This window comes from Falsibacillus pallidus, assembly GCF_050990905.1.
Taxonomy (GTDB): Bacteria; Bacillota; Bacilli; order Bacillales; family DSM-25281; genus Falsibacillus; species Falsibacillus pallidus_A.
This window is the reverse complement of record NZ_CP158866.1, coordinates 979,620-994,618: the sequence shown is the minus strand read 5'-3', so window position 1 is coordinate 994,618 and position 14,999 is coordinate 979,620. Positions and strand designations below refer to the sequence as shown.

Annotated in this window: 18 protein-coding genes and 1 pseudogene; 2 read left to right on the top strand and 17 right to left on the bottom strand. The window is 46.0% G+C overall.

The genetic code is table 11. The annotated features are described in order from the left end of the window. Window positions 1-5: 5 nt before the first annotated feature. The 11 genes and pseudogenes from ABTV07_RS05410 to ABTV07_RS05360 all read right to left on the bottom strand — a co-directional run bounded on the left by ABTV07_RS05410 (window position 6) and on the right by ABTV07_RS05360 (window position 8,899). Window positions 6-860, bottom strand: a complete 855-nt coding sequence (locus ABTV07_RS05410; protein WP_433748416.1) for a 3-hydroxyacyl-CoA dehydrogenase — start codon at window positions 858-860, stop codon at window positions 6-8. Window positions 861-923: 63 nt separating this feature from the next. Continuing rightward, complete coding sequence (locus ABTV07_RS05405) at window positions 924-1,697, bottom strand: enoyl-CoA hydratase-related protein (RefSeq protein WP_433748414.1); 774 nt, start codon at window positions 1,695-1,697, stop codon at window positions 924-926. 13 nt (window positions 1,698-1,710) lie between these two features. Then, window positions 1,711-2,487 (bottom strand): enoyl-CoA hydratase-related protein, encoded by a 777-nt coding sequence (locus ABTV07_RS05400; RefSeq protein WP_433748412.1) that lies wholly within the window; start codon window positions 2,485-2,487, stop codon window positions 1,711-1,713. Next, window positions 2,480-2,773, bottom strand: coding sequence for an EthD family reductase (locus ABTV07_RS05395; protein ID WP_433748410.1), 294 nt, complete (start codon window positions 2,771-2,773; stop codon window positions 2,480-2,482). The genes ABTV07_RS05400 and ABTV07_RS05395 overlap by 8 nt, the downstream gene beginning before the upstream one ends. A 23-nt stretch (window positions 2,774-2,796) precedes the next feature. Then, the gene (gene paaD, locus ABTV07_RS05390; protein ID WP_433751112.1) at window positions 2,797-3,291 is read right to left on the bottom strand and encodes a 1,2-phenylacetyl-CoA epoxidase subunit PaaD; all 495 of its coding nucleotides are present in this window, start codon (window positions 3,289-3,291) and stop codon (window positions 2,797-2,799) included. 16 nt (window positions 3,292-3,307) lie between these two features. Further along, the gene (gene paaC, locus ABTV07_RS05385) at window positions 3,308-4,132 is read right to left on the bottom strand and encodes a 1,2-phenylacetyl-CoA epoxidase subunit PaaC (protein WP_433748408.1); all 825 of its coding nucleotides are present in this window, start codon (window positions 4,130-4,132) and stop codon (window positions 3,308-3,310) included. Then, complete coding sequence (gene paaB / locus ABTV07_RS05380; RefSeq protein ID WP_433748406.1) at window positions 4,089-4,484, bottom strand: 1,2-phenylacetyl-CoA epoxidase subunit PaaB; 396 nt, start codon at window positions 4,482-4,484, stop codon at window positions 4,089-4,091. Before paaB ends, paaC begins: the two co-directional genes overlap by 44 nt. A gap of 12 nt (window positions 4,485-4,496) precedes the next feature. Continuing rightward, entirely contained in the window at window positions 4,497-5,462 is a 966-nt protein-coding gene (gene paaA, locus ABTV07_RS05375) for a 1,2-phenylacetyl-CoA epoxidase subunit PaaA (protein ID WP_433748403.1), read from the bottom strand. Window positions 5,463-5,500: 38 nt separating this feature from the next. After that, window positions 5,501-6,829 (bottom strand): phenylacetate--CoA ligase family protein, encoded by a 1,329-nt coding sequence (locus ABTV07_RS05370; protein ID WP_433748401.1) that lies wholly within the window; start codon window positions 6,827-6,829, stop codon window positions 5,501-5,503. 339 nt (window positions 6,830-7,168) lie between these two features. Then, window positions 7,169-7,825, bottom strand: coding sequence for a DUF1287 domain-containing protein (locus tag ABTV07_RS05365; RefSeq protein ID WP_433748398.1), 657 nt, complete (start codon window positions 7,823-7,825; stop codon window positions 7,169-7,171). Window positions 7,826-8,311: 486 nt separating this feature from the next. Beyond that, window positions 8,312-8,899 (bottom strand): annotated as a pseudogene (locus ABTV07_RS05360) (LysE family transporter). A 113-nt stretch (window positions 8,900-9,012) separates the two neighbouring features. Between ABTV07_RS05360 and ABTV07_RS05355 the strand changes: the two are divergent. After that, entirely contained in the window at window positions 9,013-9,567 is a 555-nt protein-coding gene (locus ABTV07_RS05355) for a helix-turn-helix domain-containing protein (protein WP_433748396.1), read from the top strand. 93 nt (window positions 9,568-9,660) lie between these two features. On the opposite strand, the gene ABTV07_RS05350 is transcribed toward ABTV07_RS05355, so the two are convergent. Next, window positions 9,661-10,161, bottom strand: a complete 501-nt coding sequence (locus ABTV07_RS05350) for a DUF1648 domain-containing protein (RefSeq protein WP_433748393.1) — start codon at window positions 10,159-10,161, stop codon at window positions 9,661-9,663. A 139-nt stretch (window positions 10,162-10,300) separates the two neighbouring features. Here ABTV07_RS05350 and ABTV07_RS05345 point away from each other — a divergent pair, with 139 nt between their 5' ends. Beyond that, entirely contained in the window at window positions 10,301-10,738 is a 438-nt protein-coding gene (locus ABTV07_RS05345) for a PaaI family thioesterase (protein ID WP_433748390.1), read from the top strand. Between the two features lie 69 nt (window positions 10,739-10,807). Here the strand turns inward: ABTV07_RS05345 and ABTV07_RS05340 are convergent, their stop codons facing one another. The 5 genes from ABTV07_RS05340 to ABTV07_RS05320 all read right to left on the bottom strand — a co-directional run bounded on the left by ABTV07_RS05340 (window position 10,808) and on the right by ABTV07_RS05320 (window position 14,930). Next, window positions 10,808-11,032, bottom strand: coding sequence for a hypothetical protein (locus ABTV07_RS05340; protein ID WP_433748387.1), 225 nt, complete (start codon window positions 11,030-11,032; stop codon window positions 10,808-10,810). 89 nt (window positions 11,033-11,121) lie between these two features. Next, a complete protein-coding gene (locus tag ABTV07_RS05335) occupies window positions 11,122-12,090 on the bottom strand; it encodes a sugar phosphate isomerase/epimerase family protein (RefSeq protein WP_433748385.1) in 969 nt (322 codons plus the stop codon). Between the two features lie 13 nt (window positions 12,091-12,103). Beyond that, complete coding sequence (locus ABTV07_RS05330) at window positions 12,104-13,141, bottom strand: Gfo/Idh/MocA family protein (protein WP_433748382.1); 1,038 nt, start codon at window positions 13,139-13,141, stop codon at window positions 12,104-12,106. Window positions 13,142-13,165: 24 nt separating this feature from the next. Further along, on the bottom strand, window positions 13,166-14,194 hold the full coding sequence (locus ABTV07_RS05325; RefSeq protein ID WP_433748379.1) for a Gfo/Idh/MocA family protein: 1,029 nt from the start codon (window positions 14,192-14,194) through the stop codon (window positions 13,166-13,168). 16 nt (window positions 14,195-14,210) lie between these two features. Then, complete coding sequence (locus ABTV07_RS05320) at window positions 14,211-14,930, bottom strand: ThuA domain-containing protein (RefSeq protein WP_433748376.1); 720 nt, start codon at window positions 14,928-14,930, stop codon at window positions 14,211-14,213. Window positions 14,931-14,999: the final 69 nt, after the last annotated feature.

The following is a 14,999-nucleotide window of genomic DNA, read 5'->3' as shown; positions in this document are numbered from 1 at the left end:
TGCCTTCACTCCTTAACTGTATAGTCGTAGACGCCGCGCCCGCTCTTTCTGCCGAGCCTGCCAGCCTTTACGTATTTGACCAATAATGGGGCAGGACGGTATTTTTCCCCCAATGTTTTATGAAGGTATTCAAGGTTATTCAACCTTGTATCCAACCCGACCAGATCTCCAAGTTCAAATGGACCCATCGGATAATTGAGTCCGAGTTTAATGGCCTTGTCTATTTCTTCTGGTGACCCGACTCCTTCCTGGAGCATATAGAAGGCTTCATTGCCGACCAGTGCGGAAATACGGCTTGTGACGAATCCTGGAAATTCATTGACCACCACGGTTTCCTTCCCCATGGATTCGGCACATTCCCTGACTATTCCGACTGTCTCCTCGCTTGTCTCCAATCCTTTGATGATTTCAATAAGCGGCATTTTATGTACGGGGTTGAAGAAATGCATGGCGATGACCTTATCCGGACGCTTCGTAAATGAACCAATTTCGGTCGGACTCATCGTAGAGGTGTTGGTGGCCAAGATGCATTCTTCCTTTGTCCATGCATCAAGCTTTTCAAATACATCTTTTTTTATAGCGATTTTTTCAGGTACCGCTTCGATGACCAGATCTGCGGATTCCGCTGCTTCCTGCAGATTATCTGTATATTGAAGGGCAGCCTTTGAAGTTTCCATTTGAGAGACGGATATCTTCCCTCTTGCCAGCCCTTTTTCAAAAATCGATGCAATCTCTTTTTCTGCGTTAAACAGGGCATCCTGATGGACGTCGAACAATTTGACTGAAAATCCGCCAAGTGCCGCCGCGTAGGCAATCCCCCTGCCCATTACCCCTGATCCGATCACAGCAATGTTTTTCATGAAATTCCCTCCTTTTAAAAAGGGATCAGAATTCGCTTTACGCTTCTCCCAATCCCTTCTATATTACTTCCCTTGGAATATCGGCTTTCTTTTTTCTTTGAAAGCCTGCAATCCCTCCAAATGGTCTTCTGATTTTCCTGCAATCCGCTGGGCATATGCTTCTTTCTCCAGCATTTCCGGAAGATCTGAGTCCCAGCTCTGGTAAAGGTAACGCTTGATGAGCCCGATGGCTTTCGTCGGCATTGCTGCCAGCCTGGCGGCAAAATCCCCGATTTCCTGCTCCCAGGTTTCAAGATTGACGACTTTCGTCACAAGTCCGAGTTCTAATGCTTTGTCTGCCGGAATCTTCTCTCCTAAAACGGCAAGCTCCATTGCTTTGGCGTGCCCGATCAACCTCGGAAGATAGTAGAGGTTCCCTGAATCCGGAATCAATCCCACATGAATGAAGGCTTCCATGAAACTCGCTTTCTCTGAAGCAAGGCGGAAATCACAGGCCAGAGCCAGACTCAATCCCGCTCCTGCTGCAACACCATTCACAGCCGCAATGACGGGCTTTTCCAAACTGCTGATGGCAGATATCAAAGGGTTGTAGCCTTTGCGGAGAATCTCTCCATGATCCATTTCTTCGTCTACATCTGCCAAATCCTGGCCTGAACAGAAGGCCCTTCCGGCACCTGTTACGACCACTGCCCGTACTTCCTGATTTTTAGCGATGGATTTAAATGCCTTCAGCAGTTCTGCATTCATCTGCTGTGTAAAAGCATTCAATTTATCAGGCCGATTCAACGTGATCCACGCCGTCTGATTTTTTTCTTCATATAAAATCGTTTCGTACACCCTTTTCCACCTCCTATCTTCCTTTGAAGTCCGGTCTGCGTTTTTCAACGAATGCTCTCATGCCTTCTTTTTGGTCCTCTGATGAAAACAATAGATAAAAGTTTTTCCTTTCATACTGCATGCCTTCATATAAGGAATAATCGATGGCTTTCAAGACACTGTCCTTGATCAGCCTGACGGAAAGAGGCGGCTTCCCTGCTATTTGGAGGGCAAATTTCTTCGTTTCCTCCATAAGCACTTCAGGGGCTACCACCCTGTTTATGATCCCAAGCTCACAGGCTTCCTGTGCAGGATGCATCTCTCCCGTCCAGAGCCATTCCATCGCTTTCGTCTTACCGATGAGTTTGGTGAGCCGCTGAGTGCCGCCTGCTCCTGGCATCACCCCTAAATTCACTTCAGGGAAGCCGAATTTTGCATCTTCTGCGGCAAAAAGGATATCGCAGACGAGCGCCAATTCGAATCCTCCTCCAAGGGCAAATCCATGCACCGCTCCAATAATTGGCTTCTTGACGACAGCCATTCGGTCCCAATCGGCAAATTGATTCAAGCGTTCGAAGTCGATGCTTCCCTCATCGGCCATTTCATCTATGTCAGCCCCGGCTGCAAATGCACGGCCATTCCCGGAAAGAACGATGGCTCTCACGTTCTCTTCCCTGTCCATGTATTCAAAGGCAGCAAGGATTTCTGACACCATTGCCCGATTGATGGCATTTAGCACCTTTGGCCGGTTTAACCGGACATGGCCAAGCACTCCCTCAATCTCGACTTCAATATGGTGAAAATTATCCATTAGTGGTTTCACCGAACATAAATGTCACGGAGTCGCCTGCAAGCTTCATGACGTCTTTTCCGGATGCTTTGGACTCTTCTGTCTTCGATGCTTCTTTGAATGCCGCTTTATTTTCATAATACATTTCGCACATCATATAATACGGCGCATCCCCTGCGAATTTAGTGACTTCCACGCGCTGAAGGCCGGGAATCTTCTCTGTCAAAGGAATATGCGTCCCGAAGTAGTACTCATCAAATTTTTCCGTATCTTCCGGCTTCTTGAACATTGCGATCATTTTAAACATGTTTTTTCCCCCTTAGGTTTGGTCTACATTAATGTAGAAATTGGTTTCATTGCTTCAAATGGGTTTTTGCACGACTTGCAGTATAGAATGCTTCTGCAGGCGGTCGGGCCAAAAATATTTTCCAGCGTTGTGTATTCGGAATCACAATATGGACAATTGACTCTCCACATTTCCTCTCCTTCTAAAAAGACAGGTGGAGGGGCAATCCCGAATTCCTTCAGCTTCTCCCTGCCCTGCTCGCTGATTCGGTCCGAAGTCCATGGCGGCGAATAGCGGTAATGAACTTCTATTTCTCTTCCAATCTGCAATTCTTTCACTGCTGAATGGATGTTATTTTTGATGATTTCCAAAGCCGGACAGCCAACAAAGGTCGGCAGAACTTCTATCACAACACTTTTTTCATATGCTTGGACAGAGTGAATCATGCCTAAATCTATGATGCTGACAGAATCTATTTCCGGATCCTTCACTTCATGAAGTTTCTTTAGGATCGACTCCTTTATTCCCTCCTGGATGATCACCTTAAATCCCTCCTTACCATACGGCTTTAGGATAGGAGCGGCATACCTCACTCAATGTTTCGAGGGCTGTTGAAAGGTCAGCGGTATGAATTCCTGACCTGCCATCTCCGAGTTCCATACCGGGCTCTCCCGGCCAAGTGACTTCGACCTGCTCCAAAATCCGCTTCATGGCAGACTCCCATCTCTTCTTAAATGCCTGTTCTTCTTCTACAAGGCCGTGCCTGTGAAGTTCAGCTGCCAATGGGCCGTAGGAGAGCACGCCTCCAAAGTCCTTCCACACCCTGGATATGGCTTCTAGCATCCTTTCCCTGCCTTCCCCTTTACTCATGGAAAGCTGCTGGAACCATACTTTCCAGTGCATGACATGGTAATACTGCTCCATATTGATTTTGACAGCGGCATCAGCAAGAGGCTGATAGGATGACAGTTTAAGAGATTCGAGTTTCAACTTTTTATACGTATCATAGAAATAATGCCTGACCACGGTAAAAGCCCAATCATATCTCGGTTCATCAAGGTAGGTGCCGGATCCGTTGACGAGCTCAAGCAAAACCGCATTTTTCCGGTCTCCCGCATCCCTGAGATGTGCAAGATCATCAGCCGAACCCTCTCCCAATTCTTCAAGCAAGCTGTAGTACATGGCTGCATGCCCCATTGTGTCCTGATTGATTGAAGAGAATGCGACATCTTCCTCGATGTGAGGGGCAAGCCCAAGCCATTCCGAACCCCGGAACGCATGCAGGAAATCGTCGTCCGCCAGCTGATAAAGCAATTCACGAAGTGCAGATTGATACTCAGGATTTAGCTTCGCTTCCTGCGGTGTGTTTACTTTTTTCACTTTTTAACTCCCCCCATGACATGATTTCCTTTTCATCGAGCATCTGCTGCTCATACTGGCGCCATTTCTTCTTTAAATATCCGTATCCCTTTGCTGTACGGTAGTCTTTATTATCCAGCCTTTGGAGACTGGCCCGTTCATCAGGCTCCATCATTCGGATATCATCCCTTTTCACAACCCATATATCGACGACAGGCTCACGCCTCATGAAATTTTCCTGTGCCATGACAAAGGCCATTTCACGGTTAGGCGCAAGCAGGCTGAATTGGTGCTGGAAATTGGCTGATGGCGTGCGTTTACTGAAAACTTCGAACACCTGATAAAATTCATCCACTTTCTTTTTCTCGTCCATTGCTACCCCTCCTCACCCTGCATACTCACCGCTGCTGAGGGCTTCCCTGACCCAGCGGTTATTTTCATGGGCTGTCCGCCTTAAGGCGAGTCTTGACGCCGACTTTGGCCCATTATTGGAAATGATGTTCTTGAATTCGCTCCAGTCAGGCTGTGCGTATGTCCATTCATCTTTTTCTTTGTCATAAGACATCGTTGGATCAGGGACTGTCAAACCGAGTGAAAGGATTCTTGGAACATACTTTGAGAAGAAATCCTGTCGCAGCTGTTCATTGGTTTTCGTCCTGATTTTGTATTTGATCGTAATATCCTGTTTGGAAGATCCGGTTGTACTGGCAGTTGCCGGTCCGAAGAACATCAGCAGTGATGGCCACCAGCGGTTGACGGCATCCTGCACCATCTCCCTCTGTTCGTCTGTCCCTTCTGCAAGCGCCATGATTATTGCCTCGCCGTGCTGCGCATGGAATACCTCTTCGGCACAGATGCGCTGAAGCGCCCTTGCATATGGACCGTACGATGCGCCCAGCATATTGGTCTGGGTCATGATGGCGGCTCCATCGACAAGCCAACCGATCAATCCCGCATCCCCCCATGTCGGTGCTTCCATATGAAAGACATTATGGAACTTGAGCCTTCCTGTCAGGAGATCATCCATTAAATCTTCCCGGGTTTTCCCGAGCGGCTTCATCAGGTCTTCTGTGACCCGGAGGAGAAGCTGCCCATGGCCCATTTCATCCTGGACCTTTGCCATGATGCCTAGTTTCCTGCCTAATGTCGGTGCTTTTGGCACCCATTCTTTTTCTGGAAGTGCCCCCATGATTTCACTAATTCCATGCATAGAAATCAGTTTGATCAAGGCCATCCGGTATTCATCCGGCATCCAATCATCGGCTTCGATTTTTTCCCCGGCCTCAATCTTTGCCATAAAGCTGGCCAACTTCTCTTCTTCTGTAAGGTTGTCGAATTCCAATAAAGACATGACAATCCCCTTCCCTTTTTTCTTTTGATGGTGAGAACTTAAGAATGGAGCTGCTTCTGCTTCCGGTAATCGACCACCCTGACCGCTTTTCCTTGAGAGCGTTCGATTCCTTTTGGTCTATGGATCTTGACTTCAACAGATATGAGGCAAAAAGATTTTATGCGTTCGCGGATTTCCGCTTTCAATGTCTGAAGCATCGGATGGTTTTCGTCTTTAGAAGTATGTTCATGAAGTGAGTCTGTCATTTCGACATGCAATTCAACTGTGTCTAAGGAGGATGTTCTATGGAGGTGCAGCTGATAGTGCGGGACAAGATCAGGGATCTGCAGCAAATGATGTTCAACCTCTGAAGGGAATACATTCACGCCCCTCACGATGATCATGTCATCAATCCTGCCTTTCACCCGGCTCATCCGGATCGTCGTCCGGCCGCACGAGCATTTTTCACGGGTCATGGAGGCGATATCCCCTGTCCGGTAGCGGATGATTGGAAGCGCTTCCTTTTTTAAGCTTGTAAAAACGAGCTCCCCATCTGCTCCATCTGGGACAGGCTCTAATGTGGCGGGATCGATGACTTCTACCAGGAAGTGGTCTTCCGCTACGTGAAGTCCGTTCTGCGCTTCATGGCATTCCATGGATACCCCAGGCCCGATCACTTCGCTTAAGCCATATATATCGCATGCTTTGATGCCGAAAGTCTTTTCAATCGTCCTCCGCATTTCTTCCGACCATGGCTCAGCCCCGAAGATCCCGATTTCCAAAGAGGTGGAAGAAGGGTCAATCCCAAGTTCTATCATTCGTTCAGCAATATTCAAAGCATAGGAAGGTGTGGAGCAAAGGATTCGCGGTTTGAAATCCTGGATGATTTCAATCTGTCTATCCGTATTTCCTCCGGATATCGGAATGACCGACGCCCCGAGTTCTTCCCCGCCATAATGAAGGCCAAGACCGCCGGTAAATAATCCATACCCGTAGGCGTTATGCAGGATATCCCCTTTTTTTCCTCCGGCAATGGCGATGGCTCTCGCGACGATTTCAGTCCAGCTTTTGATATCTTCTTTTGTATACCCCACGACGGTTGATTTCCCGCTCGTCCCTGAAGATGCATGAAGGCGGACGATTTCTGCCTGCGGGACAGCAAATAGTCCGAATGGATAGTGGTCCCTCAAGTCTTTTTTGGTTGTAAAGGGAAGTTTTCTTACATCATCGATCCGGTTCAGGTCCTTTGAGGAAATGTTCAGCTTTTCGAATTGGCCACGATAAAAAGGAACATTTTTGAAAACGTGATCGACCGTTTTTTTCAAATGTTCCAGCTGTTCCTCTTCAATATCACTTCTCGATTTCGTTTCTATGCTGTGAAGAATCATTTTATATCCCTCCTAGGCATGCCTTAAAACGTATAACGAAATATTTTCGTTATTATCATTTAGTGTTATATTTAAGCCTAGAATACCCATAAATTTTCTTCCTGTCAATAATATTTCAGAATTTTTTAAACTGTCTTATTTTAATGATGGTTATTGAACCCTGCTGTTGATTTCCTCTTCAGGATGCTCGCTTTCCGAGGGGCGGGCAGTGAGCCTCCTCGCTTCGCTGTGGGGTCTCACCTGTCCCGCTGATCCCTCCGGAGTCGAGCACCTTTCGCTCTACTCAACTCATATATTGTACAGTTCAATAAAATAAGTCTCGGAAACTATAAATATTTCTTATTTCAAAATTCTCGCCACGTCTCTTGGGGTCCATTTTTTTCGTTTGTGCTCCTGGACGAATATGAGTTTCGGGTGTGCTTCTACTTCATTGTATGTACCGTCGGCATGGACTGTCGTGACAAGTGTTGCGTGGTAGCGGCTATAGAAAACGATGTCTCCCACTTGGGGCTTTTCTGCTTTTTTGATGAGAAGCCCGTTTCCTTCTGCAAAGTCGTATACGTTTCGGACTCTGCGATAAAAGTAAGGAGTATCAGGTGTATTGGCTCCTCTTTCTGTCTGATATCGCTCCGGGTGCTCCTCGTAGTCTTCCTTCAAGAGGCCCGCCAATGAGATTCCTGCTTTTCCGTAGGCTATGCGAGGAACATCGATGCAGACAATGAAGCCAAGCTTTCCACCCGTATTGTTAACGCCGCCTTTGAGCGGATCGTAAAGGGTCCCCGCAAGCTTTTCCGCCTCTTGTGCAATTTCATCTTTATTCACAATCCCATTTCCATTGGCATCCGAATTCAACTCCAATGATGCATTATCGCTTTTCTTGTGTGCATTAGTATAAAAACTTCCTCCGTAGCTGTGAAACAAATAAATGTATGCGAAGAGCGCGATGCCAATTAGCACAACCACGCCTGCTGCAATAAACCATCTTCTTTTTTTCATCGACAATCCTCCCTAAAAATCTCTTACCTTTACAGACGGGAAAAAAATGCGATACGTTTCAAAGGATGACCAGCCTTTCATTAAAGAAGGCAGCAAAAAACGCTCAGACCAGGGCCTGAGCGTCTTTATGTTTTATTTCCCGATTACGGCTCCCGTTTTTACGACAGCGGCTCCCTTTTCTGTTTTTTTCAAAGCCATTCGAGAAAATGCCATCCCGAATACGACCAGGACCAGAAAGCCTGCTCCCATCGCCTTTAAGGTGACAGTCACGCCCCGAATTATGTCGTTTACCCCAGGTGACTGTCACGCCCCGGTTTTTGTCGAATGGGGCTGACTTTTTGGCCGCTGGCGCATAAGAGTGGGTTTTTCGCGCATAGCCGTGTTCGAATGGCGCATAGCAGGTGGATTTTGGCGCATAAGGCTAAAATTTGACTCATAGAAGATGATTTTTCGCGCAAAGGGGCAATCCAAAGGTGGAAAATCCCCCTAATTTTCCATCCATATAGACAATGCACTATAAATAAGCAGCATCGCCATTACAAAGTTAAACTGACTTCTGTATTTTCATAAGAATTTTTGAAATAATGCTCCGAATACGGTCCAGCATACTGTACCTGAAAAACCGACGAGAGCTAAGATCAGCGAAAATATCATCAAGCTGATATGAGAGTGATAAAATGGCAGGATAAACGACGAAACAGCTGTGATTCCATATAAAATGACTTTAGGGTTGATGAACTGCAGGAGCATCCCTGTAGAAAAACCATAGCTATTTTTCCCATCGCTTTCAGACTGTGTTTCTTTACTGAACATTATCTTCACAGCTAAATACACCATATAGAACGAGCCAAAGATGGCAAGGCTGAATTCTATTTTTGGCATGGTGGTTCTCAGAAGAAGATTAAAATAACTGCACAACAGCATAATGATTAAAAATCCTGCTCCGACTCCCAAACAAAACTTGATGGTCCCTTTAAACCCATGCTTATTTGCGGATGCCAAGGCCATAATGTTATTGGGACCTGGAGTATACGCTGTTACAAAGATATAGAGGATAAATGATGCAATAGCCAAAAGTATCTCCTCCTGATGTATGTTATACTGTACAAAAAGAACAACATAACGTCTGTTTGTTATATTGTACATTTCAGACACTATATTGTAAATGAATTATTTGGAGGATTCACATGGAAGATATAAATTTAATCATTGCCAAAAACTTAAAAGCTTTTAGAGAACGGAAAAAATTGAGTCTGGAAAAGGTCGCTGAAAATACCGGGGTAAGCAAAACCATGATCAGCCAGATCGAACGGGGAGAATCGAGCCCCACCATTACTACGATATGGAAAATTGCCAATGGCCTGAAGATTTCATTTACATCCTTGATAAATAATCCACAGCCGGATACGAAAGTCATCTTTAAAAAAGATGTTCAAACATTTTCAGAGGATAACGGAAAATATCGAGTGTATCCTTTTTTTCCATTTGAAGATGATCGGCGATTTGAAGTTTTCTCCGTTGAGATTGATAAAGGCGGGTATCTAAGCTCAGAGTCCCATGGAGAAGGAACCGAGGAATATTTGACGGTTTATGAAGGAGAAGTAACAGTCCGTGTGGATAATATTGAATATACAGTGAAAAATGGGGACTCTATCAGGTTCAGAGTCGATAAGCCGCATTCTTACCATAATTCGGGGGATACTTTGACAAGATTGAGCATGATTATCTATTATCCGATGTAGGCCACATAGTAAAAGCTCTCCATTTTAGTGATGGAGAGCTTTTTATATTCATACTTGCATACTTATATTGACCTGAACAGCTGACGCTGCGAATCACGAAATTCTAACCGACCGCACAATGAAAAAAATGACCGTCCCAAGGATCAGAACGAGAAACACCGGCAGGAACCAAGTCCCAAGCCCCTCCTGGATGCCTTTTCCTATTTGGATTCCCACCCATGTCAGATAGGAAAAGAGAACGATGATAAGATTTTTCAAGACGTTGACCATCATTACGGCGTTTTTATATTGGCGTTCTGCCGTTTGTTCCGTCAGATTGATGTAATTATAAACGTGTGGATAGTTTTCAAGAATGGTTAGGCCGATCCAAAGGAAGAGGCCAATGACAGGAAGTGCCCATATCGACCCCTTCGCCCCCATGCCATCCACTTCTCCCGCCGCATTAAAATGGGTCGGGATTCTGGAGGGCAAATCGCCCCATGAAAGCAAGGCATAAAAAATAGTTCCTGCAAATGCGATGATGCCGAAACTATTTAAAATGATTTGTAATGGGGATTTTTTTAGCTTTATTACTGGTCGATTGATGGAATCCATTTTGATCCTCTCCTATTTTGAATGGTATTAATCTATACTTCTTTTCTTTAAAAATAGTTTCACAATGGTTGACGAAATTTTTCGAAAAGATGAAACTAGATATAAATGTTGTTGGAAATTTCAAGGGGGAGGTTTTTTTATGAGTCAACTAGGCGACAGTGAACGGCATCACCAATACAAAGAAGAGATTTTCAACTTATTTGAAAAAGAGCCATATGCCAGTTCAATGGGCATCCGGTTAGTCGAGATCGGCGAAGGGAGTGCAGCGGCAGAATTAAAAACGGCTGACCATATGGTGAACTCCCATGGGACCATCCATGGTGCAGTCATTTTTGCACTAGCGGATTTTGCATTTGCAGCTGCCTGCAATTCCTACGGCAGGACATGCGTCGGCCTATCCACTACTGTCAACTTTATGTCTGCGGGGCAAAAAGGTGCTGTATTGCGTGCGGAAGCGGTTGAAGAAAAGAAAAACTACCGGACGGCCTGGTATAATATCAAGGTATTCTCTGGTGATGAATTGATTGCCTCTATGGAAGCTATGGCATATCGGAAGGATCATTATTTTGTGCCATAAAAGGGCGCATTCCCAATCAGGAATGCGCCTTTTCACTTTCAACGAATAGAAATCGATTGTTTCATCGTATCAATTAAATAAACTAAGCACCATGGCAGCCAATGTCATGATCGCCATCCCGCCAATCAGGATATATCCAATAAGGCGGATTCCTTTCGGCAATGATCCGACTTTGGAATAGTCCTTTGGCGGGTTCCCTTCTGCCCTTAGCAAATCTTCTAAAGGGGTGTATATCTTATTGTCTTCGCTTTGGACTTGCTCCTGGGTATGCGTTGTCTCTTGAGTTTCTTTCAACTCCATCACCTCTTTTTGGATTTCCGCGGCAAAAGTACTTATTACTAGAGCTTATGAAGCAGCTTAAGGATTTTAGAATGAACTGTCAATTAAACCCACCACATGTCTGCAGGCTGCTCTTCAATCAGGATGCTCTTTAAGTTGGTGACGGCTCGGCTGAACCCTTCTGGAATGGACATGAGTGGATCTTCGTGTTCGATGCTCACGACATAGTCATATCCATAGGTCCGGAGTGCGCTCATCATATCAGACCACTCCTGGATGCCATGGCCGCAGCCGACTGAACGGAATGTCCATGCCCTTGTCTGTACATTGCCGTATGGCTGCATATCGAGAAGGCCATACATATTGACATTGTCCTGATCGATATAGGTATCTTTGGCATGAAAGTGATGGATGGCCCCTGCTTTACCCAGGATCTTGATGGCCCCCACCGGATCGATGCCTTGCCACCACAAGTGGCTTGGATCAAGGTTGGCACCAATGGCATCGCAAGTTGCTTCTCGCAGTTTCAGCATAGTGTATGGTGAATGCACGAGGAAGCCTCCATGCAATTCAAGTCCGATTTTCACCCCATGCGCCTTGGCAAATTCACCTGTTTCCTTCCAGTATGGAATCAGCTTTTCTTCCCATTGCCAATTGTATACATCCCCGAATTCATTTGGCCATGGTGCGACCGGCCAGTTCGGGTATTTCGCCCCTTCATGGTCGCCTGCTGTGCCGGAGAAGCAATTGACGACAGGTACGTCCAGCATCTCTGCGAGTAGGATCGTTTTTCTGAGGGTCTCCTGGGATTCCTTCGCAAACGATTCATCCGGAGACAGCGGGTTGCCATGGCAGCTGAACGCACTGATAGTTAAATCCCTTGATTTTACTTCCTGAAGGTATTCTTTTCTGCTCTCTTCATTCTCCAGCAATTCATCCAGGGGACAATGGGCATTCCCCGGATATCCGCCCGTTCCGATTTCCACTGCATTCAACCCCGCATTTTTGACATAATCAAGCATGTCCGTAAAGGATCTATCTGCAAATAGAACTGTAAATACACCTAGTTTCATAAAATAAGCCTCCTTAAAATTTCACACTGCTCTTCGTTTCGCTGCTCTTATAGATGGCTTCGATGATTTTGGAAACCTGATATGCTTCCTCCGGTTGGACGAGCAGTTCTTCTTTGCCTAAACATGCTTCCGCAAAATTCCGAGCCTGTTGCAATCCGTAGTCTTCTTCGCCGGGCAAAAAGGCTGCAGAGCTGTTGAAAAGCATGCCGTGCTTGGGATAGTTCACTCTGAATGGAAAAACTTCCATTCCGCCTTTTTCACCGGAAATGCTTAACATTTCTTTATCATCTTCCACATTGGCGGCCCAGGAGGTTTCGAGCATGAGGGACACGTTATTATCGAATTTGATATAACTTGTTACATGATCATCGACTTCAAATGTTTCATGATCAAAACTTCCCCACATATTGACTGCATCGGGCTGTCTGCTCAATATGTTATAGGCTGTACCGGACACTTCGACCGGCTCCGGATTTCCAATCAGCCACAGCGCGAGATCCAGCAAGTGGCATCCGTAGTCGATCAAGCTTCCGCCGCCCTGCAGCTCCTTGTTCGTAAAAACGCCCCAGCCGGGCACTTTTCTTCTTCTGAGAGCCTGAATCCTTACGACAAGCGGCTGGCCGATTTCGTTTTCCAGCATCATCTTCTTCGCTGCCCGGGCTTCCTTCATAAATCGATAATGGAAGCCGATAGCTAATTTCTTTCCACTTCGTTTGGCTGCTTCCATCATCCGCTCCGCTTCTTCGGCACTCATTGCCATCGGCTTCTCACAGAAAACGTGGAGTCCTGCCTCTAAAGCAGCGATGGTGATTTCTGCATGAAATTTATTTGGTGTACAGATGACAACGGCGTCGACTTCGGGAAACATGTCTTGATAATGTGTAAAGACATGAGGGATATCAAATTGAGCTGCTGTCTGCTGCGCTCTTTCAAGGTTGATATCGCTGACCGCCGTTATCTTCACTGTTTCAGCCAGTTTGAGGAACGCCGGGATGTGCCTGCCTGTTGCGATTCCTCCCACCCCGATGATTCCTATTCGCAATTGCTTCATGTCTGCTCCTCTTTCCTTAAGATGTTAGCCGTTCAATTTCACATGCTTGCCGGTACGGCTGGATTCCATAGCAGCCAAGATGACTGCGAGTGATTTTTTCCCTTCTTCGCCTGGAACCAGTACATCCTTATCATGTAAAATAGCGTCGATGAAATGATTGATCACGCCGGATGACTGCTGTCCGCCTTCATCATTGGATTGAATCTTCCCTAATTCATAGCGGACCGTCTCACCGTTTTTATATTGGACGATAAGGGAATAATCCGGGTCATCTTCCAGTCTGATGATGCCTTTTTCTCCGTAGATGATCGTGGAATTATCTTCACCGGCTGTATAGGACCAGCTGGCCGCCAAGGTTCCGATGATTCCTGTATCCGTTTTCAAAATACAGACGGCGTTGTCGTCGACGCTTGCTTCTTTTGCCAATGTATCGGCAAATCCAGACACCTCGACGATTTCTGCATTCAGGAGGTAGCGCAGCAAATCGGTTTTATGTACGCCTAAATCGCCCATTGCCCCGATCGAAGCCTCTTCTTTTTTAAAGAACCAGCTCTCTTTTCCATCCACGCTCCAGCCCTCTGGACCTCCATGGCCAAAAGCTGTGCGGAAACTGTAGACTTTCCCGATATCGCCTGAAGCAATCAAGTCCCTTGCCTTCTGATGGGAGCGGACAAAGCGCTGATTGTGTCCGATCATCAATTTCTTCCCGCTTTCATTTGCCGCAGCAATCATCGAATCCGCTTCTTCATTAGAGACCGCCATCGGCTTTTCACAAAGGACATGTTTGCCTGCTTTCAATGCTGCAACAGTGATAGGGGCATGAAGGTAGTTCGGTGTACATACGCTTACTGCCTGGATGTCAGGATCATTCAATAGGTCCTCGTAATTCGAGTAGGCTTTAGCATCATATTTTCCTGCATGATATTCTGCACGCTCCACTTGGATGTCGCAAAAAGCTGCAATTTCAACAGCAGGATGGTTCGCATATTCAGGGATATGGCGGTGGATGGCAATGCTGCCGCATCCAATGACGCCCACTTTGATTTTTGACATAAGTATTTCCTCCTTCTTATTTCTCTTTTATGGATTCCAGCGGCTGTGCATTTCCGTAAACCGGTCTTTCTCGGTCGAGAGGTGCAGTCCAATTTACTGCATTGGAAATGACTTTTTGAATTTCTTTATTGTGATAGGTCGGATAGGTTTCATGGCCAGGACGGAAGTAGAAAATCTTCCCGTTTCCTCTTCTATAAGTGCAGCCGCTTCTGAACACTTCTCCTCCTTCAAACCAGCTCATGAAAACAAGCTCATCCGGTGCCGGGATGTCAAAATGCTCCCCGTACATCTCTTCTTGCGGCAGTTCGATATATTCCCCAATGCCATTTGTAATCGGATGGCTTGGATCCACTACCCAAAGTCTTTCTTTCTCGCCTGCTTCCCTCCATTTCAGATCACAGGAAGTCCCCATCAATTTCTTGAAAACCTTTGAGAAATGGCCGGAGTGCAAGACAATCAGGCCCATGCCTGCCCACACTCGTTCAACTACTTTATCGACGATTTCATCGGACACTTCTTCATGGGCGATGTGCCCCCACCATACCAGTACATCCGTTTTGTTCAAGACCTCATCGGAAAGGCCGTGCAATTCTTCATCAAGGGTTGCAGTGTCAACATCATATCCATCGTCCTTCAAGGCATTGGCAATGGCGCCGTGGATGCCTTCCGGATAGATTTCGTTTACAATCGGGTTCTTTTTTTCATGTCGGTATTCATTCCAAACCGTAATGTGCATTTTGATTTTCCACCTTTTCTATAGTTGTATGTACAGGTTGACCTACTTTATCTATTCGTTGTGCAAACG

Coding starts and splice junctions, on each gene's coding strand:
- ABTV07_RS05400 (WP_433748412.1), bottom strand. CDS start 2,487: ATGGATAATTTTCACCATATTGAAGTCGAGATTGAGGGAGTGCTTGGC.
- ABTV07_RS05325 (WP_433748379.1), bottom strand. CDS start 14,194: ATGTCAAAAATCAAAGTGGGCGTCATTGGATGCGGCAGCATTGCCATC.
- ABTV07_RS05370 (WP_433748401.1), bottom strand. CDS start 6,829: ATGATTCTTCACAGCATAGAAACGAAATCGAGAAGTGATATTGAAGAG.
- ABTV07_RS05395 (WP_433748410.1), bottom strand. CDS start 2,773: ATGTTTAAAATGATCGCAATGTTCAAGAAGCCGGAAGATACGGAAAAA.
- ABTV07_RS05320 (WP_433748376.1), bottom strand. CDS start 14,930: ATGCACATTACGGTTTGGAATGAATACCGACATGAAAAAAAGAACCCG.
- ABTV07_RS05350 (WP_433748393.1), bottom strand. CDS start 10,161: ATGGATTCCATCAATCGACCAGTAATAAAGCTAAAAAAATCCCCATTA.
- ABTV07_RS05365 (WP_433748398.1), bottom strand. CDS start 7,825: ATGAAAAAAAGAAGATGGTTTATTGCAGCAGGCGTGGTTGTGCTAATT.
- paaA (WP_433748403.1), bottom strand. CDS start 5,462: ATGTCTTTATTGGAATTCGACAACCTTACAGAAGAAGAGAAGTTGGCC.
- ABTV07_RS05345 (WP_433748390.1), top strand. CDS start 10,301: ATGAGTCAACTAGGCGACAGTGAACGGCATCACCAATACAAAGAAGAG.
- ABTV07_RS05410 (WP_433748416.1), bottom strand. CDS start 860: ATGAAAAACATTGCTGTGATCGGATCAGGGGTAATGGGCAGGGGGATT.
- ABTV07_RS05335 (WP_433748385.1), bottom strand. CDS start 12,090: ATGAAACTAGGTGTATTTACAGTTCTATTTGCAGATAGATCCTTTACG.
- ABTV07_RS05355 (WP_433748396.1), top strand. CDS start 9,013: ATGGAAGATATAAATTTAATCATTGCCAAAAACTTAAAAGCTTTTAGA.
- ABTV07_RS05330 (WP_433748382.1), bottom strand. CDS start 13,141: ATGAAGCAATTGCGAATAGGAATCATCGGGGTGGGAGGAATCGCAACA.
- paaB (WP_433748406.1), bottom strand. CDS start 4,484: ATGGACGAGAAAAAGAAAGTGGATGAATTTTATCAGGTGTTCGAAGTT.